This window comes from Cohnella rhizosphaerae, from assembly GCF_029525575.1.
Lineage (GTDB): Bacteria > Bacillota > Bacilli > Paenibacillales > Paenibacillaceae > Cohnella > Cohnella rhizosphaerae.
This window is the reverse complement of sequence record NZ_JAPDIA010000007.1, coordinates 746,942-771,900: the sequence shown is the minus strand read 5'-3', so window position 1 is coordinate 771,900 and position 24,959 is coordinate 746,942. Positions and strand designations below refer to the sequence as shown.

The following is a 24,959-nucleotide window of genomic DNA, read 5'->3' as shown; positions in this document are numbered from 1 at the left end:
CTGGTCAATCAATCAGATCGCTTCGAATTCCGCCGCGTCCTTCAGCGTCTCGCGCGCCGCCTCCGGCAGCGGGCCGTCCGCCTCGAACGCCATCCACAGCGCGCCGACGACCGGCTCGACCGCGAGCTTCACGACGGAAGCGTTCGGCGCCGCTGCGGCCGCCGCCCGCCGAATCTCGGCGTGCACGAAGTGGCCCTTGCCCCGCGTCAGGATGCTGCCGGCCATGACGACGTCGAACGTCTCATTTGTCATTCCGAGCCTGCGTATAATCGCAGCCGCTTGCCTGCCGAGCTCGTCGCCCTGCTTCCGCAAGATCGCCTGCGAGGCCGCGTCTCCGCCTTCGGCCGCCTCGAACAGCAGCTTCGCGAGGCGCAGCGGCGGCCGAAGGTCGCGGTCGAGATAATCGTGGAACATCTCCTCCACCGTTGAATAGCCCGTCTCCGCCAGCACGAGCGGCGTGAGCGCCGTCTCCGCCTCGCGTCCGTCCCAGGCGCGGATGACCGTGCGGAAAACTTCGACGGCCAGCGCCATGCCGCCGCCGAAATCGCCCGTCATATACGTGAAGCCGCCGACCTGAAGGCTCTCCCCGGCGGGATTGCGTCCCGCGCCGTTGGTGCCGCTGCCGCAGATGAGCACGACGCCGTACGGCCGGGTCGTGCCGGCGCGCATCGCGATCATCGTGTCGCAGTGAATCTCGTGCCGCGCGAAGCCAAGCTCGGCGATCATCGGACGAAGGATCCGGAAGTCCGCCTCGCGGTCCGCGCCCGCCAAGCCGAAGCAGGCGAACGCGACCTGCTCCCGCGAGATGCCCGCGTCGGCAAGCGCCGTCGCCGTCGCCTCCCCCGATGCTGCGCCGCGCGACTTCCCGATCGATCTGATGATTGCCGTTGCCGCTTCTCCCTTTCCCGACGACCCGTCCCCGCTCGTCCGCGATGAGCGCATACGTCTTGGATCCGCCGCCGTCGACGCCCAAATAATACTTCATCCTCGTCTCTCCTTCCCGCTATTCGTTCCCTGCGTGATTGGCCGCCGCCGTCGAATCCCTGACGATAAGCTCCGGATCGATCTGCACCGTCACGTGGCGCCGCTGCTGTCCCTCGATCGCCGCGAGCAGCAGCTCCACGCCCTTGCGCCCGATCTTGTCCGCCGGCTGTCGGACCGTCGTCAGCGCGGGCCGAAGCGCCGAAGCGAGCACCTGATCGTCGAAGCCGACGACCGACAGGTCGCGCGGCACGCGAAGCCCCGCGTTCTTGCAGGCGTCGACGACGCCGAGCGCGATATGGTCGTCCGCCGCGAACACCGCTTCCGGCAGGCTGCCCGCCGCGATCCAGGCCTCCGCGATCCGGTACCCCGAATCGATGTCGAACTCGCCGGGCTCGACGCTCCAGGGCGTAAGTCCCGCTTCGGCGAGCGTCTGCACGAATCCGCGTTCCCGATCCCGGCTGCTTAAAAACGCGCGCGGTCCGGCGATATGCGCGATCTTGCGATGCCCGAGGCCGATCAAATGCTTCGCGGCCTCGCAGCCGCCTTTAAAATTGTTCACGACGACGGACGGCGCCGACGGCGAGGGCTGCTGATTGTCCAGCAAAATGTAAGGGATACGCTTTTGGAGCAGCTCGAGCTCGTAGCCGTCCTCCTGCATCGGCGACAGCACGATGACGCCATCCACGCGATCCTCCTCGAAAAGCAGCCTGCCCGCGCCTCCGCCCGCTCCCGTCTCCACCGACAGCGCGAGGAAATAGCCCTGCTCGGCCAGCCGGTCGCCGATCTCCTTGACGACCGCGTCGAAAAACGAGTCCTGCAGCGTCGCCAAGGTGAGGCCGATGACGCCCGTTCGTCCCCTGGCCAGGCTGCGCGCCGCGGCGCTCGGGTGATAGCCGAGCTCCTTCATCGCCTGGAGTACCTTTTCCCTGTTCTTCTCCCTGACCGACGGCGCGTTGTTAATGACGCGGGATACGGTGACCACGGACAGTCCCGACTTTTTTTGCGACGTCGAAAATGCTGATTTTCACGGTGCCGCGCCCCTTTTCTTCAACAGCAGAGATCACAGCGCCGGCTGTACGCCGCGAACGCCGCCAAAGTTTAAACGCTTTAACTTTCATGCGATCATTTTAACCTAATTTCTTATTGAGATTCAACCCTATAAATTTAAGCGCTTATACTTTTCCGCGAACATTCCCTTTACATGATTTTAGCTGACGCCGCATGGCAGGATTATGAGCAGGCGCACAGAATTTATACAAACCGGCTTACGCGCAGTCACCCGAACCAGTCATCCGTGTCCAGTCCCCATACTATTAGGAGGCTTTCCGCCTTGTCCATAAAGCTTAAACTTACCGTCTTCCTGTCTCTTCTCGTCGCGGCGATCCTCGCGCTGAATCTGTCGATCACCTACTTCTGGTCCAAGGCGGGCATGCAGAAGTCGGCGATCGACCGCATGGACATTATCTCGAAGCAGATCGGCGAATCCATCAAATCGTACGAAGACGAGCTTGAGCGGCTGGAGAAAGCCCAGGAGGAAAAACTGCTCGCCGCCTCGATCGCGATTCGCAGCTCGCTGGATCCCGATATCGACAACGTGACCAACGAACAGCTCGTCAAGCTGACCGAAGAGCTTCAGCTGGAGGGAATCTCGCTCTGGGTGCGAACGCCGAACGACATCGTGGTCAAGAAGTCCTCGAAGCCCGGAGAGATCAACCTCGGCTCCAATACGATGGATTACTGGTACAGAGCGTTTCAGCAGCTGTTCGCGCGCGAGCCCGTCAATGTCGGCTTCGGCCGCGCGATGCCGAACTTCTGGTCGGGACCGTTCAACTTCGCGACCTCGGATCCCGACCTGATCTTGAAGTGGGGCGACTACTACGACGGCACGACGAACTATATGATCAACCCGTTCATGCGGGGAGACGTACTGGTCGACTTCAAGGACGCCGTCGGTACCGAGAAGCTGATCAAGCGGTTGCTGCAGGACAACGACGATCTCGTCGAGATTACCGGCATCGACCCGGCCTTTTTCGGAAAAGCGCCGATTATCAAAATTAAAAAGGGCAAGCCCGTCTACAATCTGGACGTGCGCGATATTGTGTTCGGCACCTACGCCTATAAGGACGACGCCGACGTCGAGCACGTGAATACCGCCATCACCACGGGGGAAACCGTAACGGCGAACAGCCGCGCCGGCGGCAAACGGCTGCTCAAAAGCTATATCCCGATTCACGGAGACAGAGATTATATCGTAACCGTGAGCTTCGACCGCGCCGCGATCAGCGGCGACCTCCACCGGCAGCTGCTGCTCAGCGGCTTCATCGGTCTCGCGCTGCTGGCCGCCACCGTCCTGACCAGCTATTGGCTGGCCGGCCTGATGATCCGCCCCGTGCAGCAGATTCTGCACAAAGTCAACGCGGTCGCCGAAGGCAGCTTCGACGAGCCGCTGTCCGTCGCCAGCAACGACGAGCTCGGCCGGCTGTCGGAACGCGTCAACACGATGGCGAGCAATCTCAGCACCTATACGAACCGCTTGAGAGACACGGCTGCGGAGCTGCGGAGCACCAAGCAATACCTCGAGTCGTTCGTGCACAACAGCTCGGACGCCATCCATGTCGCCGACCCGCTCGGGAACCTGATGCAGGTGAACGCCGCGTTCGAGAAAATGTACGGCTGGAGCGCCGCAGAGGCATTGGGCCGCAGACTGCCCGAAGTGCCGGAGGAGCTGCGGGAGGACGACGCCCGCATTTTGCGGAAGGTCGTCGAGGGCGGCTCGGTCGCCGACTGCGAGACGGTCCGCTACCGCAAGGACGGCTCCCAGATCGACGTCAGCATCACGGTGTCGCCCGTGCGCGACGAGCATGGCGAAGTCGTCGGCATCGCTTCCATCTCGCGGAATATCACCGAGCGCAAGGCGACCGAGGAGATGCTGAGACGCACGGAGAAGCTGTCGATGGTCGGCCAGCTCGCCGCAGGCGTCGCGCACGAGATTCGCAATCCGCTCACGACGCTGCGCGGGTTCGTTCAGCTCCAGCAGCAGACCGGCCGCATCACCCCGGTACACCTGGAGACGATGCTGTCCGAGCTCGACCGGATCAACTTCATCGTCGGCGAATTCCTCGTCCTGTCCAAGCCGCAGGCGATCCGCTTCCAGCTCATCGACATCCGCGACATCATGAAGGAGACGGTCGCGCTGCTCGAAGCGCAGGCGATCATGAACAACGTGCAATTCGAGCTGCGCGAGGCAGGCGAGCTGCCCTCGTTGAACGGCGAGCCCAACCAGCTGAAGCAGGTGTTCCTGAACGTGCTCAAAAACGGGATGGAGTCGATGCCGGACGGCGGCACGCTGCGCATCGGCATCTGGGCGGAGCGGCACGGCGAGGCCGAAGGCGAAGAGGCGTTCGACGGCCGCGATGGGGATGGCAGGAGCGCCGCGATCGGCGGGAGCGCTGGGATCGGCGGGAGCGATGAGATCGGCGGGAGCGTTCGGATGGGCAAAGGCGATGGCGTTGGCGGGAACAATGCGGTTGGCAAAGGCGCCGGAGTTGGCGGGAACGTTGCCGCGGCGGAGGCTGCGGCGGCCCGCGAGCTCGGGACCGCGGCGTCGGAGACAGGGACGTTTGCCGGGATGGCAGGCCAGTCCGACCCGACGGCGGAAGACAGCATCCTGATCGTCATCGAGGACGAGGGCTTCGGCATTTCCGAAGAGGAGCTTAAGCATCTCGGCGAACCATTTTACTCTAACAAAGCGTCGGGGCATGGCCTCGGGCTCATGGTCAGCCAGCAGATTTTGGCGGGACACCGGGGCACGATCCGCTACAAAAGCGCGCTGGGCCAAGGAACGCGCGTCGAGATCCGTCTCCCCTATTGAAGGCATTCCTTCCTGACAGACTGCTGTCAGAAAGCATGCGTTATTCTTCGGTTAAGCGACGAGGCGCGAACGCCTCGGCAAGGAGGGCGAACCCCATGAACGAACGTGCGCCAGAACCGAGATCCCAATCGCACAGCCCCGCTGCCGCTCCCACGCTGGACCGCCGCGCGTTGAACCGGGCGCTGCTGGCCAGGCAGCTGCTGCTTCGGCGGGAACGCATGACCGCGCTCGAAGCGCTTGAGCGGCTGTGCGGTCTGCAAACGCAATCCCCGACGGCACCGTATTTCGCGCTCTGGGCCCGGCTTGAGGCATTCGATCCGGCCGAGCTCGAGGGCTTGCTTCTGGAACGCGAGGCGGTGCGGCTGGCTTTGATGCGGGCCACGCTCCACCTCGTCTCGGCCCGCGACGCTCTCGCGCTGCGCCCGCTGCTCCGACCCGTGCAGGATCGCGGCCTGGCCGGCGCCTTCGGCAAACGGCTCGCAGGCGTAGATTTAGACGCGGTCGCCGCATTGGGACGCGAATGGACCGCGGAGCGCCCGCAGAGCTTTGCCGAGCTTGGCACGCGGCTGGCCGACCGCTGGCCGTACAGCGAACCCGAGGCGCTCGCGGCCGCTGTACGGGCGCGCGTGCCGCTCGTGCAGACGCCGCCGCGCGGCCTGTGGGACCGCAGCGGGCAGGCGCTGCATACGCCGCTCGAGGCGTGGACAGGCGGGCGACAGGAGGCGGCCTGCACGGACGAGACGCTCGTCGTGCGCTATCTAACCGCTTTCGGGCCGGCATCCGTTAAGGATATGCAAGTTTGGTCGGGCCTCACGAAGCTGAAGGATGCCGTCAGGCGGCTCGGCGGGCGGCTTGTCCGATTCCGCGACGAGGAGGGAATCGAGCTGTTCGACTTGCCGGAGGCGCCCCGCCCGGACGGTCTCGCGCCAAGTCCGCCGCGCTTCCTCGGCGAGTTCGACCAGATGCTGCTCGCATACGCGGACCGTTCCCGCATCCTGAGCGAGACGCACAAGCGGCGCGTCTTTACCGCCAACGGGCTCGTGCGCCCCGTCTTCCTGCTGGACGGCTTGGTCGCCGGCAAGTGGGACATTCGGGAGCGGGGCGGCGAGGCGCTGCTGCTCGTCGAACCGTTCGCCCCGCTGTCGGCGGGCGACCGCGAAGCGCTTGGTGTGGAAGGCGCCCGCCTGCTCGCGTTTGCGGCGAGAGGTAAGAGCCACGAGATCAGGTTTGTTGACGGAGTGGCGGACTGAACGGGAGAGGCCGGAGAGCGGTGGCAAGCGTTGCGAATGGCGGTGGTTGCGAATGGCCGGAGTGACTGGAGCGACTGGAGTGGCGGGGTTGCACAGTTCTTCCGCACAACTCAGCTCCTGAACGCGCGCCTTCCGCATCGATCGCAAACAGGCCTCGCCTTATCCGGCGAAGCCTGTCTCCTGTCTCCTGTTTCCTGTCTACCTAAGCTTCAGCCGGCCCGCGACATTCCCGCACGCGCACGCTTGACCAGTTGATTGACGACCTCGGAAAATACGAGCCCGACCGCGATCGCCCCGGACAGCATGAATGCCTTGGCCCCCAGCTCGACCGCGGACATATAGTCGTTCTGCACGACCCGCAGCATCGCGTCGTAGGCCATGCCGCCCGGCACGAGCGGGATGATGCCGGATACGCTGAATACGGTGACCGGCACCTTGAAGCGGATCGCCTGATAATGGGCGATCAGGCCGATGAGCACGGCGGACGCCCAGGTCGCCGCGATCGGCCCGGCGCTGCCCTGGTCCAGGCCGTAGTAGACCAGCCAGCCGACCATGCCCGTCAGGCCGCATTGAATCAGGCTCCGCTTCGGGATCTGAAAGATGACGCCGAAGCAAGCCGTCCCGACGAAGCTAGCCACGCATTGAGAGATGTAATCTGCGATCATGAGTCGCCCGCCCCCTTATCCGTTCAGCGCCAGGGCGATGCCGATGCCCGCGCCGATGGCGAAGGCCGTCAGAAACGCCTCCGCCCCCCTTCGAAATGCCCGACACGAGATGCCCCGCCATTAAATCGCGAACCGCGTTCGTGATGAGCAGCCCGGGCACGAGCGGCATGACGGACGCGATCATGATCGTGCTGTGCTGCTGACCGATACCGAGCCGCACGACCAGATAGGACAGCAGGCCGACGGCAAGAGCGGCGATGAGCTCACCGAATAGGCGGATCGAGCTGAGCTTCGCCACCCGTCCGAGCAGCCAGAAGCCCGTTCCGCCGCATAGCATGGCCGCCGGCATGTCCGCCCAGGTCCCCTGGTACAGGATGAGAAGCAGCCGCTTGCGAGCGCCGCCAGCACGAGCTGCACGCGCAGCGGGTAAACGGGCATACCGCGCTGGACTTCCTTGAGCAGGCTGCAGGCTTCCGCAGGCCTCAAATGTCCGCCCGCGATGCGCCGGGAGATATCGTTCACTTCGGTCACCTTGTTCAGGTTGGTCGACCGCTGCGAGATGCGGACGAGCCGCGTCGCCGACTCCGAGCCTTCGATGGCGAACATGATTCCCGTCGGCATGACGAAGCTTTGCGGACCCTCCGCGCCGTAGGCGGTCGCGATCCGTATCATCGTGTCTTCCACGCGATACGTTTCCCCGCCGTTCTCCAGCATGATCTTGCCCGCCAGCAGGCACACCTCGACGATCTCCGCGCTTCGCGCGTTCATTGGTTCCATCGAATCGAATCCCTCGATCTCCGCCACCTCCCGCGCCGGCTCGGCCCAACGAGCCCTCCGCTTGGAGATTGGGTACTTGTAAAGTAGTATGGGGTTAGAATAAGATGCAAACGGGGTGAGCGTCAAATGGCAGTCCTTCGTATGGCGGACGGTCCCGTCGTGACCGTCGGTCATGTCAAGCCTTCCCGTCCGGATTTCCAGGTCGTGGGCGCGTTTAATGCAGGCGTCGCCACACTTGAGGACGAGGTCATCTTGCTGCTTCGCGTGGCCGAGATGCCGCTGCAGCCCGAGTCGGGCGCCGTGCTCGTGCCTATGCTGGGCGAGAATGACGGCGAGCTGCGGCTCGTCCGATTGTCGGCGGACGATTCGAATTACGATTTTTCCGATTCGCGCGTGATCAAGGGCTACGACGGCTCCTACGCCTACCTGACTTCGATGTCGCATCTGCGCGTCGCCCGCAGCCGGGACGGCGTGCGGTTCGTCGTCGACGAGCAGCCCGCGGTGTTCCCGACCGGCGAAGACGAAGCCTGGGGCATCGAGGACCCGCGGATCACGCAGATGGGCGATCAATATTATATTACTTACAGCGCGGTCAGCTCCCGGGGCGTCGGCGTCGGGCTGGCGGTCACTCGGGATTTCGCCGCCTACGAACGGCTCGGCATGATCCTGCCGCCGGAAAATAAAGACGCCATGTTTTTTCCGGAGCGCATTAACGGCAAATACTATATGCTGCACCGTCCCGTGCCGAAGTCGATTGGCGCGCCGGAGATGTGGGTCGCGGAATCGCCCGACCTGCGCCATTGGGGCGGCCATCGGTATTTGATGGGCCTTCGTCCCGGCCACTGGGACGGAGGCCGCATCGGCGGCGGCGCCGTGCCGATCAAGACCGATGGCGGCTGGCTCGCGCTGTACCACGGCGCCGATGCCGACAGCCGCTACTGCATGGGCGCTGCCCTGCTTGACCTTGCGGATCCGGCCCGCGTGCTGGCCCGCTCCCGCGTGCCGATTCTGGCGCCCGAAGCCGACTACGAGGTGAACGGCTTTTTCGGGAAGGTCGTCTTCTCCTGCGGCGCGATATTGGCCGGCGACACGATCCGCATGTACTACGGGGCGGCCGACGAAGTCATGGCGCGCGCGGACATTCCGCTCGCGGATATTTGGGACAGCTTCTGAACGAACGGCCGCTGCGGCGCCGCAAGCGCCCTGACCTGCGATACCTGACCTGCGATACCCGACCTGCGATACCTGACCTGCGATACCCGACCTGCGGCATGACCGGTGCCTTGATCTGCGCTGCGCAAACCGGCCTTCGCGGCCTGACTTGCGCGGCCAGACTTGCGCGACCCGGCCTGCGCGATAAGATAAACGGAAAGGAAGTTTCCCCCTTGCCAGCTAATTCGTCCGATAAAATACTCGTCCTCTTCACCGGCGGCACGATCGGCAGCCGGCGCGGCGCGAACGGCATCGACGTCGACGCGTCGGGCTCCTACTTCCTTATGGAGCAGTATGCCCAACTCGCCGGAACGCGCGAGATCGATTTTGACACTGCGCAGCCCTGCAACCTGCTCAGCGAAAACCTCGTGCCGGCCGACTGGGTTGCGCTCGCCGCTGCGGTTCACGCCGCGTACGGAGGCGGATATGCGGGCGTCATCGTCACGCACGGCTCCGATACGCTTTCATTTTCGTCGGCCATGCTGGCCTATCTGTGCTGCGACGCGCCGTTCCCGGTCGTGCTGACGGCCGCCAACTATCCGCTCGACGACGCCAGAAGCAACGGACTCGCCAACTTCGGCGCATCGGTCGACTTCATCGCGGACGCCGGACTGCCCGGCGTATTCGCGCTGTTCGGCGACGACCGCGGCGATTCGGTCGTCTACCTGGGCACGCGCATCACGCAGGCGCTGCCGTTCACCGATCAATTCGACGCGCCGTACGGGGCGCCGTTCGGCCGAATGCGGGAGGGCCGCTTCGATGCGAACCCGCATCCGATCAATCCGGCGCCGTCGACGCTCGCGCGCCCTGTACCGCCTACCCCGCCAACGCCGCAGGCGCGAGACGAAGCCTGGCCGGCCGTGCTCTACATCAAGCCGTATCCCGGCCTGGATTACGGCGCGTACGACTTCGACGCCCGACGTCCGCGCGCCGTGCTGCACGATACCTACCATTCGGGCACGGCCAACGCGCGGGACGGCGCGGAGCGCCGATCCCTCGTCTCGTTCATCTCCTATTGCCGCGAGCGCGGGGTGGACGTCTACCTCGTGCCGATGCGCAGCCCCGAAGGGGATATGTACGCCTCATCGTCGCATCTGACCGCAGCGGGCGGGATCGCGCTCGGCGACATCTCGTCCGAGGCGGCGCTGATGAAGCTGCTCCTCGCTTGCGCCGTATCCGCGGACGCCCGCGAGGTCGAACGCTTCGTGCGGACGCCGCTGTTTTTCGAGTATATGGCATAGCGCGCAGCGAAAAAGGGGCGCCGTTTCGAGCTTTCGAGTACCCTTTGGCGGCGGTCTGCAACAGGTTCGCGAGCCGAAAACCTGCATATAAAGTCAATTTCATAATTCATTTGGTGATGGAGCCAAGCATGAGGCCAATGTTGGGGAAGTCCTTTTTTTTTGAGGTTAAGCGGCTGGTTTTGCTTCGCGGATGCGCTTGTTTAATTTATCTATTGCAAGTTTGCATACATTGTATGTGAGACAACTTAAGTCCATATCTACGAATGCACGTCTTTTAAGCTTTCGCGTCGTGCCTAATTCCAGATAAAGTTTTAAATAGGCAAAGACACGCTCAACCGCGGTCCGCTGTTTAAATAATTGATGGAACTTTTCACTGCCTCGCCCAGGTGCAGTATATCTACGAACATCCTCTTTTACTTGTTTTTTTATCACCTTTTGGCAGCCGTCGGCTTGAAACGGACAGGCTGCGCATTCTTTGGGTGCTACAAATTTAACAGTATCCCGAGTCGCATCATAGCTATCGTAGCGGTACGAATGACCTTGTTTGCACGTTGGGCGCAAGTGCTTATCTACACCATCCGGCAGTTTGGTGCGATGAACAAGCGGAATAAGCGAACATGCACCTACATCTCTAACTTGCTGGTAAACGGGCTCGCTATCGTAACCTTTGTCGCCTAACACGTACTTAGGCTGGAGTGTTGGGAACCGCTCTTTTAATCGTTTAAGCAGCACGATCGCCGGACGTTGGTCGTTTACATGAGCCGAGCAGTTTACGCCAGTCACAATATACTGACTCTGGCAATCCACTAACAAATTGAGCTTGTAGCCGTACCAATATTTTACGCGTCCGTTTCCGCGGGGATCGCCTTTTGCTCCTACACTTGGATAGGTCGGCATGTCCGCGATGAGTTCCTCGTAGCTGCAAGACAACATCCCCGCAACTTCCTTTTCGAAGTGTGTTAACGAAGCTTCATAGGCCTCGACTTGCGCACGCCACGCGGCCTCCTCGGCTTTGGGGACGCGCCCGCGTTTGACACGCTTGGGTTTCTCGGGCTTGGGGGCTGGCTGCGGGACATGGCTGACGGCGTCCAGAAAAGCAGGCTCTTCGCTGTCTTCTACCTCCTTGGGGAGAATGGACGGGGCCGGTTTAGACGCGTCAATTTTGGGGTTTCGGTCAAAGGCTTCCACATGCGAAGAGTCCACCGCCATGCTTTCACCTTTCAGGAAGCCTTCTGTAATCGCTGCATCCACCGTAATATCGATGACCTCATGCAGGATACCGGACTGCTGAAGTTTGGTGAAAAGCCTGGAATAGGCGGCTTGGCTCGGTACCCGATCAGAGCCTGTAAAGTGACAGCGCAATCTGAATTCTGCACTGCTTTTCAGACGGTTGACCAGGTCCTTGATGAAGCGAATATGCTCGATTTTGCAAAGGATAAGCGAAAAGATCATCGCTCTGGTGTTCAAGCTTTCGGGCCGACCACGTCGTTTGAAGCTACTGATGGCGTACAAGATTTTCGCAATAGGAACTTCTTCCAAAATGAGGTCGTCTTTTGACGCCGGGGACATTTTTAGAAGGGTCTCAAAGGAAAAGAGCTCTTCCTGTCGAATTGGTATCGTAGGAGTACTTCCTTTCTTTCTCGTTTTGGGTGGCTAACCTTAATTTCGAGAATGTGGGGAGGTACTCCTCTTTTGGTGCGCCAAAAAAGTCAGTCGTAGCAAGGGGTTTGAATTATGAAATTGACTTTATATACATGTATTTTCTATCGACCGGGGGAAGCAGGATAAAAACCTGCAAATATGCAGGTAAATTCAAAGCACAAGCCGAAAATGGGGCCGAAAAAAAGAAAATAAATGCGCATTTGCAGGTTTTATGTTAAAAAGGCCGGCATCGGGCGGAAATAGATGTAAATTTGCAGGCTTAGCGGTGAAAGCATAACATGGGCGAAAAGCGGGCAATGCGTAACGCGCTCGGACGCTGTCGACAATTAGCGAGCCCATTTAGGTATGGACCGTCGTCCGGCCGCCCTCGCGCGTCGCATTGCGTCCGAGACGCTTCGCCTCGTACAAGCCGGCGTCCGCCCGTGAGTAGAGCGACTCGAACGATCGATCGTCGGGCCCGAGGGTCGCGGTTCCGATGCTCGCGGTGATGCCGAACGTGCCGCCGAGCCCGTCCGCGATCTCGATCCTCCCGATCCCCAGCCGAATGCGCTCCGCGCATTCGAACGCTTCGCACGCGTTCAGTCCCGGCAGCGCCAAAGCGAACTCCTCGCCGCCGATGCGGCCGAACGGCCCAAGCCCTCCTGCCGTCTCGCGCACCGAATCGACGAACGCGCGAATCGTCCGATCCCCCGCCAGATGGCCGAACCGGTCGTTCACGCTCTTGAAGCTGTCAATGTCGAGCACGAGCAACGAGAGCGCCTCCCCCTTGCTCCCGGGCTTGCTCCAGCACGCGCGTCAGCTCGTCGATGAAGCCGTTCCGGTTGTAAATGCCCGTCAAGCCGTCGGTCACGGCCGCTTGCCGCAGCGCAAGCTCCCGCCGGCGCTCCTCCGTCCGATCCGTCAGCACGGACAACGAGCCGAGCAGCACGCGGTTCCGATGAAGGATCGGCGTGATCTTGGCGGTGAACTGCCGCTCGTCCTCCCCCTCGCCCAGCGCGAAGTCGAACGATACGATCTCGACGCGATCCCGGTGCGCCGAGAGCCAACGCTCCGAAGGCAGCGGCGTATCGGAGACATGCCTTCTCTGCCACATATCGTCATGCATTCGAAGCATGCGCCGCGCTGCGCCGTTCAGATCCTGAAGCCGTCCGTCCGCATCGAGCACGACGATCCCTTCGCTCATCATGTCGAACAGGCGATTGCGCGGGAAGGGAACCGAATCGAACAGGTGATAGCGAAGCACGCCCCAGCCGACGATCATCAGTCCGGGCAAATAAGTGATGCCGATCGAAGCCGTATAGCCCTGATAATCGAGCAGGCCCGTGCCGCGCAAAAACGCAAGCACCGACGGCAGATACATGCCTACGATCAGATACAGCAGCTGCCGTCGCTGTACGCCGCGCGTGTAAAACACGCTGCGGACGAGGACGTACAGTCCGACGAGTGAGACAAGCAGCGAGAAGCCGTAAATCGCCTGGTTCAGCATCGTCCGCTGAATGACGAGGATCCCCGCTTCATTCAAGTAAACCTGCACGCGCATGAGATGATGGAACGAGTCGGTATAAATAAGTATCAATCCTGCGGTCGGAATGGCAAGCATAAGGACGACGGTCTGGCGAGTCAGCTTGGAGCCCTCGCGCGTGTACGTCAAGGCGAGCCACAGGACCGAAAGCGGGGCGTATAGATAGCCGATCTGCTGGACGTTGCGCCATAGCAGCTTGTCCGCAAGGCCGGGCAGCAGTTCTTCCCTGCCGGATGCGAACATGATGATCCCGGTCAGCGCAAACAACGCGAAAAGCGGAAGCGCCCCGGGCATCTTCCGCACGCGATAGGCATAAACGACTCCCGAGAGCGAGAGCAATCCGCCGAATAAAAACAACCAGGCCGCCATGGAGAAGGCACCTCCGTTCAGGCTTTTATTATAACACCCGACGCGCAGGTTCAATGGATATGTTCGACAAGTTTCGTGCAAATATGATACCGCTACGAAAATCCAGTTCCGCCTTATTTTAGAATGCGCTTGCGCAGCGACAGGTTAACCGCGTTTTCCAGATATTGAACGATCGTTAATTTGCGTCAAAGTGGAACATTTGTCCCGCACCCTCCGTCAAGAGATCAAAGACCAACTCGGAAACGGTGGTGCCTCCTATGTCGATCAAACTCTTCGGAACCGTCCTGCTCGCAGCCGTCCTGCTCGCCGGCGCTTTGCTCCTAAACGGTCCTTTGACGCCTTCATTCGCCCTGTCTCCCGCCGAACAAATCGTGCCGCTCCCGCCCGTCCATCTCGATCTTCCCGCGAACGGGCAGGAAAACGGCACGGACGGCCCCGCCGTTCAAGGCGACGCCGCCCGCCTGCTGAGCCTGATGAATTCGGCCGATGCGATCGCGACCGGGACCGTCATCGCGGAAGCCCATGCCCTGGACGGCAACTCCGCCGTGACGACGCTCGAGGTGCGCGACTGGCTGAAGGGCGGCACCGCCCGCTACATCCGCATCGTTCAGTCGGTCGGCTCGGGCAGCTCCCTGTTATGCTCGGGAGAGAGCTACCTGCTCATGCTGCGCGCCGATCAGGGCCAGGCGCCGGACGTCTATCGCATCGCCGGAAAAGCGGGCGAGGGCAAGTTCGCCCAAACGGGCGGCGGCTGGACGAACGACGATCCGCTGCTGACGACGGCGCTCCAGAACTGGTCGCAGAAGCAGCCTGCCGCGCTGGCCAAGAAACTCGCGGCCTGAGCGGTTTGAACGGCGCGTACGACAGATTATTGCGCAGGCCAGGAGATCGACGAGGCGTACCGGCTCGGGGACATGCCTTCCGTCTTTTTAAACAGCTTGCTGAAGTAATAAAGATCTCCGATGCCGACGCGGACGCCCACCTCTTCGATCGAGAGCTTGCGCTGGGCGAGGAGCTGCTTGGCCCGCTCCATGCGCAAGCGGAGCAGGTAGGCCGAGACCGTCGTGCCCGTCGCCTGCTTGAACAGCGTGCCGAAGTACTTGGGCGTGAAGCCGGCTCTGCCCGCGAGCAGCTGCGCGTCGATCCGCTCCGCATAGTGCGCCTCCATGTACTGGATCGCTTCAAGCACCGTATCCGCGTGCGGATGTCCGATCCGCACGCCTTCGCGCGTCATCAACTCCTCGTACACCAGTCCGAGCAGCCGCAGCATGGCGGACTTCAGCCGAAGCCGCGCGCCGACGCCGGCGCGGTTGAAGCAGTCGTTCAATTCCTTGAACGTCTCGTAAAAGCCCTTCACGTCTCCGACCGCGATCGCTTCGGGAATGTCAAGCTCCGAAGGCTCGACGGCCGGCCTTTCGTGCAGGCGTCCCGCCTTCTCTTCCTCGCCCTGCCCCATATATACCGCATACGGGGAAAACTCGTGTCCTTCTCCCAGGTACATATAATCGAAATGAACGGCAAAGCAGTCCATCGGCTGCGCTCCGACGATCTCCATCGCATTGCTTAGATGCGGCCGGATATAGAACAGATCTCCCCCCTTCATCGCATGCACGCGGTCGCCAAGCCACAATCTGCCTTCGCCGCTGACGACGAAGATGAACTCGTAGTCGTAAATATGCCGGTCGTCGTTGCGGGCGCCGGGCGCGATCTCGATCTCGTGCACGTAGCGGACATAAGGCGACAGCAGACGGTAATCGATTTTCTGCGAGACGGGCATGTAAGCGCTCCTTATTTTTCGACCTTTTTACAAATACGGCGAACTGCTATCCATCCACCGCGACTCCTTTACCCATTATGCTTGAACTACAGCAAATCACAAGGAGGCTTCATCGCGATGACGACTCAGACGCAAGTACAAACGCCTATCACGCAAGCGCATATCGACTTCTACCGGGAGAACGGTTTCGTGCAGGTGGACAACATGATCTCGCCGGAGGAACTGGCCGAGCTGCGCGAATATTTGGAAGAAGCGATGCAAAACGACGGGGACCGCGCCGTCAACACCGACAAGAAAGGCGGTCTGTACTACCGGGTATTGAACCAGAAGGTTAACGTTTGGCGCGATCATGCCGGCATGGGCCGCTACACCGCGCATCCGCGCTTCGCGGAATCGGCGAGACTGCTGGCCGGCGTATCCGGCATGCGGCTTTTCCACGACCACGGTCTCTGGAAAATGCCGGGCGACTCCAAGGAAACGCCTTGGCACCAGGACACGCCCTACTGGCCGGTCAACGAGAAAAATCCAGGCATGATGTCGATCTGGCTGACGCTCGACGACGTGGACGAGCGCAACGGCTGCATGGCTTTTGTGCCGAAATCGAATCGATTGGGTAAATTGAAGGGCATCGATCTGACCGACCCGCAAAACATTTTCGACTACGTGGAAGGCGGCCAGGCGGACGCGCAGAAGCCGGTCGTCGTACCGCTCAAGGCGGGAAGCTGCACGTTCCACGACGGCCTGACCTTCCACTACGCGCATGCCAACTCGACGGATCGCCCGCGGCGCGTGCTGGCCATCATCTTCATGCCGGACGGCGTCACCTACAGCGGCGACGCGCATGTCATCACCGACGGGGCGGGGCTGGAAAAGGGCCAACCGATCGCAGGTCCGCGCTTCCCGCTGCTCGCCCGGGAGGGCTGAGCCCATGTGCAGGCCGAACGGATGCGCCGGGATCTGCCCCGGCGGCTGCCGACGGGAAGAAACGCGAAGCGGACCGGAGACGACGGGCCGCGGCAATGAGACCGCCGGCGCTAGCGGCGACAAAAAACGAAAGGCGGACCGAAAATGACGGATTTGCGCAAGAACGGCATCCGGGAGGCGGCGAATTACGCGCCGCTTTCCGAATGGGCCAAGCTGCCCGAGGGCGTCGCCCTCGGGTATACGCACGGACTGGCCGAGGATGCGGCTGGACGAATCTATGTGTTTAACATGAGCCGGCATGCGGTCGCGATCTTCGAGCCGAACGGCGAATACGTCGGTTCCTGGGGCGAAGAATACGCCGCCGGCGCCCATGGCCTGTGCCTGGACCGCGAGGCGGACGGCGCGGAATATTTGTACGTGACGGACATTCGCAGGCATCGCGTCGCCAAGCATACGCTGGACGGCCGCGAGATGCTCGTACTGGACGTTCCGCCTTTACCCGAGATTTATGCGACGCCGGACCAGTATCGCCCGACCGACGTCGGCGTCGCGCCGAACGGCGATATCTACGTGGCTGACGGCTACGGGGAATACCTGATTCATCGCTACGGCAAAGACGGACGCTGGCTGCAGAGCTGGGGCGGACGCGGGGACGCGGAGGACGGGAAGCTGCACGAGCCTCACGGCCTGTGGGTCGAAGGCTCCGAATCCGGAGAGACGACCGTCTACGTCGCGGACCGCAGGCATCGGCGGTTCGTGCAGTATGCGGCGGACGGCGAGCTGCTGCGCGCGTTCGGCGGCGATTACATGCTGCCGTGCGACCTGGTCGGGGCGGGCGATTACTATTGCATTCCCGATCTCAACAGCCGCGTCGTCGTTGCGGATCGCGAATTTAACGTCGTCGCCCAGCTCGGCGAGGCGGGTTCGCTCTGGCAGGACGCCAGATGGCCTGCAATCCCGCCGGCCGAATGGCCGGAGCGCGGGTTCGTGTCGCCGCACGCGGTGCACGTGGACGGCGATGGCGCCATCTACGTCGTGGAATGGGTGCTTGAGGGACGGATCACGAAATGGGTGCCGCAAGCCTGAGTCGATGTAAAAAGCTGTCCGCCGCGTCGCAAGCGCGGGGACAGCTTTTTTTGCGTGGTTGATCGGCGGCTGGCGGCGGTCTCGGGCGGCCCCCGCGAGGCTGTAGAGTAACTTTTTACAGCGCCATTTATCCGCCCATTGCTCAAATTGCCGTAAAGCCCCCCGTCCACCATCAGATCGCTGCCCGTCACGAAGCTCGCGTCGTCGGACGCGAGAAAGGCGACCGCGCCGGCCACCTCCTCCGCCCGGCCTTGACGGCCAAGCATGTGCAGCTTGGAGACGCGCGCGTCCTCCTCCGCCGGATCGATCCCGAGCAGCTCGCAGGATTTCTCGAAGGCCTCGGTGCGAATGTATCCGGGGCATACCGCGTTCACGCGAATGCCGTCCGGCGCCAGGTCGTACGCCCAGCACTTGGTCAGCCCGCGCAGCGCGAACTTGGTGGCGTTGTACGTGGCGAACTGCCGCTGTCCCACGAAGCCGCTGACGGAGGACAGATTGACGATCGAGCCGCCTCCTGCGGCTTTCATCAACGGCACGACGGCCCCGGTCAGCGCGGAAGTGCCCTTTACATTGACGTCGAGAATCCGGTCCCAGTCGGCGGACGTCGCCTCGACGCCCTTGAACACGAATGCCGCCGCGTTGTTCACGAGCACGGCCGGATGCACGCCGTCCTGCTTCCATCGCTCCGCCAGCGCAGCGATCTGCCCGGCGTCCGCGAGATCGATCCGTTCGAAGCGAACCGGATGCCCCGTCTCGGCAGCGATGCCTTGCGCCGTATCCGCGCCCGACTCGCTCCGGTCGAGCAGCCATACGTCGCAGCCTTCCTCGGAGAGCCTGCGTACGATCGCCTCGCCGAGTCCCTGCGCGCCGCCGGTGACGACGGCCGTCTTGCCTGCCAGTCCCCGCATCTCCCTAGCCCCCCTATCGATTCAGTTAAATGCCGCCGTTCGGCTTAACGATGATCTTGCCGTAAGGACTCATCCCGCGGTCCAGCGCCTCGAACGCCGCAGCGGCCTCCTCCAGCGCGCACGCTCCCGTCCACCCGTCCATGCGAATGGCGCCGGATGCCAGCAAGCGGACAGCCTCCGCGAAATCAGCTTCGCTGTACGTGTACGAGCCAAGCAGCGCCAGCTCTTTGCGCACGGCCAAGTTCATCGGCATCGGGCTCTCGTCCTGCCCGAGTCCGACGAGCGCGACGCGCCCGCCCGCGCTCGCGAGCCGGACCGCCGTCTCCCGCGTCTGCGCCACCCCGACGCAGTCGACGACCGCCTCCGGGCCGTCCTCGCCGAACAGCGCGCGGCAGGCGGACGCGGCGTCCTCCGGCGCGCAAGGCTCGCCGCCCAGCTCCCTGACGAAGGCCAGCCGCGTCGCAAGCCGGTCGGAGACGAGCGCGCGCGGCGCGCCCATCGCCAGCGCCGCCTGCAGCGTGAGCAGGCCGATCGGGCCGGCGCCGAGCACGAGCAGCCCGCCGGAGGCGCGGCTGTCCGCCCCTGCCAGCCGGATCGCGTGCACGCAGACGGCCAGCGGTTCGGCGAACGAGGCCAGCGCGGCGTCCATGCCGTCCGGGACGACGGTGACGCTGGACGCGGGAACCGCTACGTACTCGGCGAAGGCGCCGGGACGGTGAATGCCGACGATGCGCCGCGCGCGGCAGACGTTGGGCCGGCCTTCGAGGCAACGCGGGCAGCTCCCGCAGGCGAGCAGCGGATTGACGACGACGCGCCGGCCGACGAGGTCGGCGGCGGGCACAATCGCGGTCGCGGCGTGCGGGACAGTCGCGGCTGCCGCGACAGGGGACGCTTCGGCCGTTGCGGCGACCGCCTCGCCAGCGAATTCGTGCCCCATGACCAGCGGCGCGCGGCGCACCGCGCTGTGACCGCGGTAACCTTCAAGCTCGCTGCCGCAAATGCCGACCGCCTCTACGCGGACGAGCACCTCCCCAGGGCCGGGGACGGGTCGGTCGACTTCTTCCACCGCCAGCGAGAGCGGGCCGTGCCAGACAAGCGCCCTCATACGCCGACCCCGTTGACGACGTGCTGCGGGCTGCCGCCCTCCAGCACGCGCCGGACCTCCAGCGCTGCATACCGTTGAAGACGGACCAGCGAGCTCTCGGAATACCATGCGCAGTGGCTCGTGAGAATGCAGCTGTCGATCGCCAGGAGCGGATGCGCCGCAGGAACGGGCTCCTCCTCCAGCACGTCGAGCGCCGCGCCCGCCAGCTTGCCTTCCCGCAGCGCCCGCACGAGCGCTTCCGTATCCACGACGCCGCCCCGCGACGTGTTCACCAGATGCGCGCCGGGCTTCATCGCGGCGAACGCGCGGTCGTCGAACAGGCGGCGCGTCGCCTCCGCGAGCGGCAAATGAACGGAGACGAAATCGCTCTCCGCCAACAACGTTTCCCAGTCCACGCTTGCCGCATCATGCTTGACGAACAGCTCCGGCTTCGCGTACGGATCGTACGCGATCGTCTGCAGGCCGAACGCCTGCGCCCGGCGGACGACCGCCCGCGCGATATTGCCGAAGCCCGCCACGCCAAGCTTGCGCCCCTGCAGGCCGACGATCGGCCGGCGCGGCGCGATCTCCCAGACGCCCTGCCGAACTTGCGCCGCCACCTGCGGAATCTTGCGGACCGAGGCGAGCAGCAGCGACATCGCATGATCCGCGACCTCCTCGATCGCGTAGTCCGGCACGTTCGCCACCGGAATGCCCTTCGCCCGCGCCGCTTCCAGATCGACGTTGTCCACGCCGATGCCGTACCGCACGATGACCCGGCAGCGCGTCATCCGTTCGATCGCCTTTGCCGTCACGGGCGCCCACTGCGTCAGCACCGCATCGGCGTCCGCGCACAGCTCCGCCACCTCGCCGGCCGTCCGGCATCGCCCGGACAGCAGCACCGCCCCCGTGCCGGCCAGCGCTTCGGCCTCCGGCGCCAGATCGGGGAAGCCGCTGTCCGTGACCGCGACCCGCCAGCTTGCTTGCTCCGTCATGACCGCGCCTCCTCTCCCGCTTCATCATGGCTCGATTGGGCCGCATTTTCGCCGGATGCCTTCTTTTCCGCCAGCCCGGTCTCCCCGCCGTCGTCCACCATGCCGACCGCCCGGATCGGCGCGCCGTCCCTTCCCGCGATCTTGAGCGGCGCCGCCATCAGGAAAAATTCGTCCCGGCCGATCGCACCCAGGTTCGCCAAGCCTTCTACGATGACGATCTCCGCCCGCAGCAGCGTCTTGTGCACCGGGTCGAAGTCGGTCGGATTGGGCGTCGGCACGTCCATCCCGATGAGCGCGATGCGCCGGTCGGCCAGCCACTCCGCCAGCTCCAGCGTCATGTACGGAAAATCGCTGAAGTAATGCTTTCGCGGATACTGCAAGTGCCAGTCCGTGCGGTAGACGAGCCGGGTCCCCTCGCCGATCCGGTCCGCATAAGGCGCGAAGTCCGCCACGCCGATCGGCTCTTTCGGACGTTTGTGCGACAAGTCGACGAGCAGCGCTTCCCCGATGCAGCGATTTAGATCGAGACGGTCCACCGTATTGCCCTCGTTCAGAAAATGGAAGGGGGCGTCGAGATGCGTGCCCTGGTGCGTGCTCATCGACAGCTGCGAGATGTTGTAGCCGATCGTGTCCACCGTGTTGTGGACGATGACGGCGCATTTCGGATCGAAGGCGAACGTCGGCGCCCCGTGATAGATGTCCATGGACAGGTCGATCAGTCTTCGCGTCATGGCTGCGAGCCTCCTTGTGGATGCCATTGGGATGTGAAAAGATAGCGCCCGGACGCGACCCGGTACGTCTCGCAGTCGCCGAGCCATCCCTGCGCTTCGACGCCTTCCGCTTCGGCCGCGGACGCACCCGATTCCAGCACGGCGGTCCCGTCGTCGGCCGGCACGTGCACGATCGCCGTCCCGCCCGCGGGCACCGTCACCGCCAGCTCAAACGCGCCGCCGTCTCCGAGCCGCCAATCGACCTCGTAACGGCCGCGGATCGAATCGTAGCCGCACTTCGCCCACGTGAATCCGCCGAGCGGACGCGGCCGCAAGATGGCGCGGCCGAAACCCGGCGCCGACGGATCGGGGGCGATGCCGCCGACGTGCTTGTAGATCCATTCGCCGACCGCGCCGAAGGCGTAGTGGCAGAGCGAATTCATGCCCGGCCGCTGGAAGCCCCGTTCCTCCGTCCAGCCGTCCCAACGCTCCCAGATCGTCGTCGCGCCTTGCAGCACCGAATACAGCCACGACGGATAAGCCTTTCGCGTCAACAGGCCGAACGCCAGATCCTCGCGTCCCCCGTCGCTCAGCACGTCCATGAGCAGCCGCGTACCGTGGAAGCCCGTGGCCGCCATCACGCCCGCGGACTCCACCTTGCTCGTCAGATGCGCCATCGCGGTCTCCCGCTGCGCCGGGGGCAGCAAGTCCCAAGCGAGCGCCATGGCGTACACCGTCTGCGTATCGCCTTTGATGCGGCCGTCCCGGTCTACGAATTCGCGCTGGAACGCTTGCTTGATTCGCCCGTGCAGCGCGTCGTAGCGCTCCGCGTCGGCCGCTTCGCCGAGCTCGCGCGCGATGTCGGCCATGATCGCCGCACCGTTCGCGTAGTAAGCGGTGCCGAACACGTCGTACGGCGTCGTCGAGAGCGCGTCGATCAGCCAGCCGAGCTCGGCCTTCGCCTCCTCGTAAGGCCGCTCGGGCAGCGACAGCCAATCGCCGTATTGCGGCGCGTCGCGGCGGATGCCGTCCGGGTACAGTGTCTCGTTAAAGTCCATCCAGCGGCGCAGCGCCGGATAATGGCGCCTCAGCACCTCGCGGTCGCCGTACAGCTCGTGCAGCAGTTTGGCGATGATCGGCGGCGCGTCCGCCCAACCGGACGAGGCCGTGTGCGTGTAGGTGAAGTCGTTGTCGAACTCCGTCTTCGGCCCGAAGATGAACGGCGCGAAGTCGGTGTACGCCCCGGTCGGCCGCTGGCCGTCGTCGAGGTCGGTCAGCCACTTGGCCAAAAAAAGCGGACACGTCCATGTTGTACGCCGCCGTCCGCGCGAAAATTTGCGCGTCGCCCGTCCAGCCGTGGCGCTCGTCGCGCTGCGGGCAGTCGGTCGGCACGCTCATGTAGTTGGCCCGCTGCGTCCAGCGGATGTTGGAGAGCAGCCGGTTCACGAGCGGGTCGGACGTCTCGAGCGATCCGGTCTCGGGCAGCGCGGAATGCACGACGACGCCGACGATGTCCTCGGACTTTGGCGTCGGGCCGCCCGAGATCTCGACGTAGCGATAACCGTGATAGGTAAACAGCGGCTCGAACGTCTCGCGCCCGCCGCCTGCGCAGACGTAGGCGTCCGTCTGCCTTGCATAGCGAAGGTTGGCGGTGTACAGCTCGCCTTGCTCGTCCAGCGCTTCCGCGTAGCGCAGCGTATACTGAACGCCCTGCGCCGCTTCGAAAACGACGCGCAGGTAGCCGCTCGTCATCTGGCCCATGTCCACGAGCGCGCGGCCTTCGGACAGTTGCCGCACCTCCCGCGGCGCAAGCTCCTGCGTGACGCGAATCGGCGGCGACATCTGCGCGACGACCAGGCCGCGGTAGTCGTACATGCGCGTCGCCGGGGACCAGGCCTCGTCTACGAACGCCGGCTCCTGCCACTGCGGCTCCGCCAGCCGGGCGTCATGCGTCTCGCCCATCTGAATGTCCGCGGCGACGATCGGACCGTAGCTCGCGCGCCATGTTTCGTCGGTGCATACGGACTGCGTCGTCCCGTCCTCGTACTCGATGTTCAGCCGGAGCAAGAAGGACGGGTCCATCCCGTACTTCTGATAGCCGTACATGCCGATGTAGCCGGTGTACCAGCCATGCCCGAGCGCGACGGCCAGCGCATTGTCCCCCCTCGTGCAGCAGCTCCGTGACGTCATACGTCTGGTATTGCACGCGGACGTGATAGTCGGTCCATTCCGGCGCCAGCGCGTCTTGGCCGACGCGCGTTCCGTTCAGGCGCAGCCGGTACAGCCCGAGCGCCGTCGCGTACACGGTCGCGCGCCGCACCCCCGCGCGCGATGCGAAACGGCGACGCAAATAAACCGCGGGCAGCGGCTGCTCGCGGGTCGGCTTGCGGCCGATCTTGCGGCCGATCCAGATGCCTCCCCATTCGCTTCGGCTCAGCAGGCCGACCGACCAGCGCGCGCTGGCGCTCCACGCTCCCCAGTCGCCGCGCTCGTCCCGGATTCGCACCTTCCACCAGACCTGCTGTTCGGCGCGCAGCGCAGCGCCATCGTAGCGGATATGAGCGGCGGCCTCGGAAGTCACAATGCCGCTGTCCCATAGATCTCCTTCGCCGGCCGCGAGCGTCTCCTGCGAAGAGGCGGCCAGTATGCGGTAGGCCGTCTGCGCAGCCCCGCGCCTGCCGTCCCCGTCCGTCAACGTCCATCCGAGCCGCGGCGCGAGCGTATCGATGCCGAGCGGGTCCTCCAAATATTCCGTTCGAAGACGTACGGCTTGCAGCGTCGTCATGATTGATCCTCCTTTGGAGCTTTTGATTTATAATGCTGGCGACGCTCCTGGGCGCGCTCCTTGCCGCGCCCGGCAAGCGGACTCAGCGGGCGCTATTTTAGCGATCGTCCTTCCTTTTTCACACACACCGGACTCCAGTGCCGTTATTCCTCCAAAACCGCCCGTTTCCACGTCGCAAATCGAGTAATAGCGGCCACTGGGTCCGCTAGAAGCTCTAAAAGTACATAGTTTGTTAAAATAGCGGCGCTGGAGTCCGTTCGGGCAACGGGCGTGCAGGCGACGATCCTTGCGCATGTCTTGGCGCGCCCGGCAAGCGGACTCAGCGGGCGCTATTTTAGCGATCGCCCTTCGTTTTTCACACATGCCGGACTCCAGTGCCGTTATTCCTCCAAAATCGCCCGTTTCCACGTCGCAAACCGAGCAATAGCGGCCCTTGGGTCCGCTCGAAGCTCTAAAAGTACATAGTTTGTTAAAATAGCGGCGCTGGGGTCCGTTCGGCCAACGGGCGTGCAGGCGACGATCCTTGCGCGTGTCTTGGCGCGCCCGGCAAGCGGACTCAGAGGCCGCTATTTTAGCGATCGTCCTTCCTTTTTCACACACACCGGACTCCAGTGCCGTTATTCCTCCAAAATCGCCCGTTTCCACGCTGCAAATCGAGTAATAGCGGCCCCTGGGTCCGCTCGAAGCATCAAAACAACCTTGTTTGTTAAAATAGCGACGCTGGAGTCCGTTCGGCCAACGGGCGTGCAAGCGACGATCCTTGCGCGTGTCTTGGCGCGCCCGGCAAGCGGACTCAGGGGCCGCTATTTTAGCGATCGCCCTTTGTTTTTCACACACACCGGACTCCAGTGCCGTTATTCCTCCAAAACCGCCCGTTTCCACGTCGCAAACCGAGCAATAGCGGCCTCTGGGTCCGCTAGAAGCATCAAAACAACCTTGTTTGTTAAAATAGCGACGCTGGGGTCCGTTCGGCCAACGGGCGTGCAGGCGACGATCCTTGCGCGTGCCTTGGCGCGCCCGGCAAGCGGACTCAGGGGCCGCTATTTTAGCGATCGCCCTTCGTTTTTCACTCATGCCGGACTCCAGTGCCGTTATTCCTCCAAAATCGCCCGTTTCCACGTCGCAAACCGAGCAATA

Annotated in this window: 19 protein-coding genes and 3 pseudogenes; 7 read left to right on the top strand and 15 right to left on the bottom strand. The window is 63.4% G+C overall.

Annotated features, from left to right (window positions below):
* Positions 1-12: 12 nt before the first annotated feature.
* Together OMP40_RS21365 and OMP40_RS21360 are read right to left on the bottom strand one after the other, a co-directional pair.
* On the bottom strand, positions 13-942 hold the full coding sequence (locus OMP40_RS21365) for an N-acetylglucosamine kinase (protein WP_277534386.1): 930 nt from the start codon (positions 940-942) through the stop codon (positions 13-15).
* Positions 943-1,003: 61 nt separating this feature from the next.
* Positions 1,004-1,966 carry a LacI family DNA-binding transcriptional regulator gene (locus OMP40_RS21360; protein WP_338131198.1) on the bottom strand — a complete coding sequence of 321 codons (963 nt, stop codon included), beginning with the start codon at positions 1,964-1,966 and terminating at the stop codon, positions 1,004-1,006.
* 348 nt (positions 1,967-2,314) lie between these two features.
* Between OMP40_RS21360 and OMP40_RS21355 the strand changes: the two genes are divergently transcribed.
* Positions 2,315-4,855, top strand: a complete 2,541-nt coding sequence (locus OMP40_RS21355) for a PAS domain S-box protein (RefSeq protein WP_277534384.1) — start codon at positions 2,315-2,317, stop codon at positions 4,853-4,855.
* Positions 4,856-4,950: 95 nt separating this feature from the next.
* A complete protein-coding gene (locus OMP40_RS21350) occupies positions 4,951-6,105 on the top strand; it encodes a winged helix DNA-binding domain-containing protein (protein WP_277534383.1) in 1,155 nt (384 codons plus the stop codon).
* A gap of 209 nt (positions 6,106-6,314) precedes the next feature.
* On the opposite strand, the gene OMP40_RS21345 is transcribed toward OMP40_RS21350, so the two are convergent.
* Positions 6,315-6,770 carry a threonine/serine exporter family protein gene (locus OMP40_RS21345; RefSeq protein WP_277534381.1) on the bottom strand — a complete coding sequence of 152 codons (456 nt, stop codon included), beginning with the start codon at positions 6,768-6,770 and terminating at the stop codon, positions 6,315-6,317.
* Positions 6,771-6,785: 15 nt separating this feature from the next.
* A pseudogene (locus tag OMP40_RS21340) lies at positions 6,786-7,547 on the bottom strand (threonine/serine exporter family protein).
* Positions 7,548-7,673: 126 nt separating this feature from the next.
* Between OMP40_RS21340 and OMP40_RS21335 the strand changes: the two are divergent.
* A complete protein-coding gene (locus OMP40_RS21335) occupies positions 7,674-8,720 on the top strand; it encodes a glycoside hydrolase family 130 protein (protein WP_277534379.1) in 1,047 nt (348 codons plus the stop codon).
* Positions 8,721-8,932: 212 nt separating this feature from the next.
* On the top strand, positions 8,933-10,000 hold the full coding sequence (locus OMP40_RS21330; RefSeq protein WP_277534378.1) for an asparaginase: 1,068 nt from the start codon (positions 8,933-8,935) through the stop codon (positions 9,998-10,000).
* 165 nt (positions 10,001-10,165) lie between these two features.
* Here the strand turns inward: OMP40_RS21330 and OMP40_RS21325 are convergent, their stop codons facing one another.
* From OMP40_RS21325 to OMP40_RS21315, 3 genes are all read right to left on the bottom strand, one after another.
* On the bottom strand, positions 10,166-11,569 hold the full coding sequence (locus OMP40_RS21325) for a transposase (RefSeq protein ID WP_420872005.1): 1,404 nt from the start codon (positions 11,567-11,569) through the stop codon (positions 10,166-10,168).
* Positions 11,570-12,001: 432 nt separating this feature from the next.
* Entirely contained in the window at positions 12,002-12,406 is a 405-nt protein-coding gene (locus OMP40_RS21320; protein WP_277534374.1) for a GGDEF domain-containing protein, read from the bottom strand.
* Positions 12,393-13,553: a histidine kinase N-terminal 7TM domain-containing protein gene (locus tag OMP40_RS21315; RefSeq protein WP_277534372.1), complete on the bottom strand. Its 1,161-nt coding sequence runs from the start codon at positions 13,551-13,553 to the stop codon at positions 12,393-12,395. The genes OMP40_RS21320 and OMP40_RS21315 overlap by 14 nt, the downstream gene beginning before the upstream one ends.
* 257 nt (positions 13,554-13,810) lie before the next feature.
* Between OMP40_RS21315 and OMP40_RS21310 the strand changes: the two genes are divergently transcribed.
* A complete protein-coding gene (locus tag OMP40_RS21310; RefSeq protein ID WP_277534370.1) occupies positions 13,811-14,395 on the top strand; it encodes a hypothetical protein in 585 nt (194 codons plus the stop codon).
* A 26-nt stretch (positions 14,396-14,421) separates the two neighbouring features.
* Here the strand turns inward: OMP40_RS21310 and OMP40_RS21305 are convergent, their stop codons facing one another.
* The gene (locus OMP40_RS21305; RefSeq protein ID WP_277534368.1) at positions 14,422-15,330 is read right to left on the bottom strand and encodes an AraC family transcriptional regulator; all 909 of its coding nucleotides are present in this window, start codon (positions 15,328-15,330) and stop codon (positions 14,422-14,424) included.
* Between the two features lie 117 nt (positions 15,331-15,447).
* Between OMP40_RS21305 and OMP40_RS21300 the strand changes: the two genes are divergently transcribed.
* On the top strand, positions 15,448-16,254 hold the full coding sequence (locus tag OMP40_RS21300) for a phytanoyl-CoA dioxygenase family protein (RefSeq protein ID WP_277534366.1): 807 nt from the start codon (positions 15,448-15,450) through the stop codon (positions 16,252-16,254).
* Between the two features lie 144 nt (positions 16,255-16,398).
* The gene (locus tag OMP40_RS21295) at positions 16,399-17,340 is read left to right on the top strand and encodes an NHL repeat-containing protein (protein ID WP_277534365.1); all 942 of its coding nucleotides are present in this window, start codon (positions 16,399-16,401) and stop codon (positions 17,338-17,340) included.
* On the opposite strand, the gene OMP40_RS21290 is transcribed toward OMP40_RS21295, so the two are convergent.
* The 7 genes and pseudogenes from OMP40_RS21290 to OMP40_RS21260 form a co-directional block, all read right to left on the bottom strand.
* Entirely contained in the window at positions 17,283-18,248 is a 966-nt protein-coding gene (locus OMP40_RS21290) for an SDR family NAD(P)-dependent oxidoreductase (protein ID WP_277534362.1), read from the bottom strand. The two genes, OMP40_RS21295 and OMP40_RS21290, sit on opposite strands and share 58 nt — an antisense overlap.
* Before the next feature lie 25 nt (positions 18,249-18,273).
* Positions 18,274-19,353 carry a zinc-dependent alcohol dehydrogenase gene (locus tag OMP40_RS21285; protein ID WP_277534360.1) on the bottom strand — a complete coding sequence of 360 codons (1,080 nt, stop codon included), beginning with the start codon at positions 19,351-19,353 and terminating at the stop codon, positions 18,274-18,276.
* Positions 19,350-20,327: a C-terminal binding protein gene (locus tag OMP40_RS21280; protein ID WP_277534358.1), complete on the bottom strand. Its 978-nt coding sequence runs from the start codon at positions 20,325-20,327 to the stop codon at positions 19,350-19,352. Before OMP40_RS21280 ends, OMP40_RS21285 begins: the two co-directional genes overlap by 4 nt.
* The gene (locus OMP40_RS21275) at positions 20,324-21,058 is read right to left on the bottom strand and encodes a cyclase family protein (RefSeq protein ID WP_277534356.1); all 735 of its coding nucleotides are present in this window, start codon (positions 21,056-21,058) and stop codon (positions 20,324-20,326) included. Before OMP40_RS21275 ends, OMP40_RS21280 begins: the two co-directional genes overlap by 4 nt.
* The gene (locus tag OMP40_RS21270) at positions 21,055-22,326 is read right to left on the bottom strand and encodes an alpha-L-rhamnosidase-related protein (protein ID WP_277534354.1); all 1,272 of its coding nucleotides are present in this window, start codon (positions 22,324-22,326) and stop codon (positions 21,055-21,057) included. The genes OMP40_RS21275 and OMP40_RS21270 overlap by 4 nt, the downstream gene beginning before the upstream one ends.
* 16 nt (positions 22,327-22,342) lie before the next feature.
* Positions 22,343-23,227: pseudogene (locus OMP40_RS21265) on the bottom strand (family 78 glycoside hydrolase catalytic domain); the annotation flags it as partial.
* Positions 23,220-23,822: pseudogene (locus OMP40_RS21260) on the bottom strand (glycoside hydrolase family 78 protein); the annotation flags it as partial. The pseudogenes OMP40_RS21260 and OMP40_RS21265, both read right to left, overlap by 8 nt.
* Positions 23,823-24,959: the final 1,137 nt, after the last annotated feature.

Bases quoted from the DNA above. Each gene is read 5' to 3' on its own strand.
- OMP40_RS21345 (WP_277534381.1), bottom strand. From the start codon at position 6,770: ATGATCGCAGATTACATCTCTCAATGCGTGGCTAGCTTCGTCGGGACG.
- OMP40_RS21315 (WP_277534372.1), bottom strand. From the start codon at position 13,553: ATGGCGGCCTGGTTGTTTTTATTCGGCGGATTGCTCTCGCTCTCGGGA.
- OMP40_RS21365 (WP_277534386.1), bottom strand. From the start codon at position 942: ATGCGCTCATCGCGGACGAGCGGGGACGGGTCGTCGGGAAAGGGAGAA.
- OMP40_RS21325 (WP_420872005.1), bottom strand. From the start codon at position 11,569: ATGTCCCCGGCGTCAAAAGACGACCTCATTTTGGAAGAAGTTCCTATT.
- OMP40_RS21290 (WP_277534362.1), bottom strand. From the start codon at position 18,248: ATGCGGGGACTGGCAGGCAAGACGGCCGTCGTCACCGGCGGCGCGCAG.
- OMP40_RS21310 (WP_277534370.1), top strand. From the start codon at position 13,811: ATGTCGATCAAACTCTTCGGAACCGTCCTGCTCGCAGCCGTCCTGCTC.
- OMP40_RS21300 (WP_277534366.1), top strand. From the start codon at position 15,448: ATGACGACTCAGACGCAAGTACAAACGCCTATCACGCAAGCGCATATC.
- OMP40_RS21285 (WP_277534360.1), bottom strand. From the start codon at position 19,353: ATGAGGGCGCTTGTCTGGCACGGCCCGCTCTCGCTGGCGGTGGAAGAA.
- OMP40_RS21295 (WP_277534365.1), top strand. From the start codon at position 16,399: ATGACGGATTTGCGCAAGAACGGCATCCGGGAGGCGGCGAATTACGCG.
- OMP40_RS21350 (WP_277534383.1), top strand. From the start codon at position 4,951: ATGAACGAACGTGCGCCAGAACCGAGATCCCAATCGCACAGCCCCGCT.
- OMP40_RS21305 (WP_277534368.1), bottom strand. From the start codon at position 15,330: ATGCCCGTCTCGCAGAAAATCGATTACCGTCTGCTGTCGCCTTATGTC.
- OMP40_RS21275 (WP_277534356.1), bottom strand. From the start codon at position 21,058: ATGACGCGAAGACTGATCGACCTGTCCATGGACATCTATCACGGGGCG.
- OMP40_RS21280 (WP_277534358.1), bottom strand. From the start codon at position 20,327: ATGACGGAGCAAGCAAGCTGGCGGGTCGCGGTCACGGACAGCGGCTTC.
- OMP40_RS21335 (WP_277534379.1), top strand. From the start codon at position 7,674: ATGGCAGTCCTTCGTATGGCGGACGGTCCCGTCGTGACCGTCGGTCAT.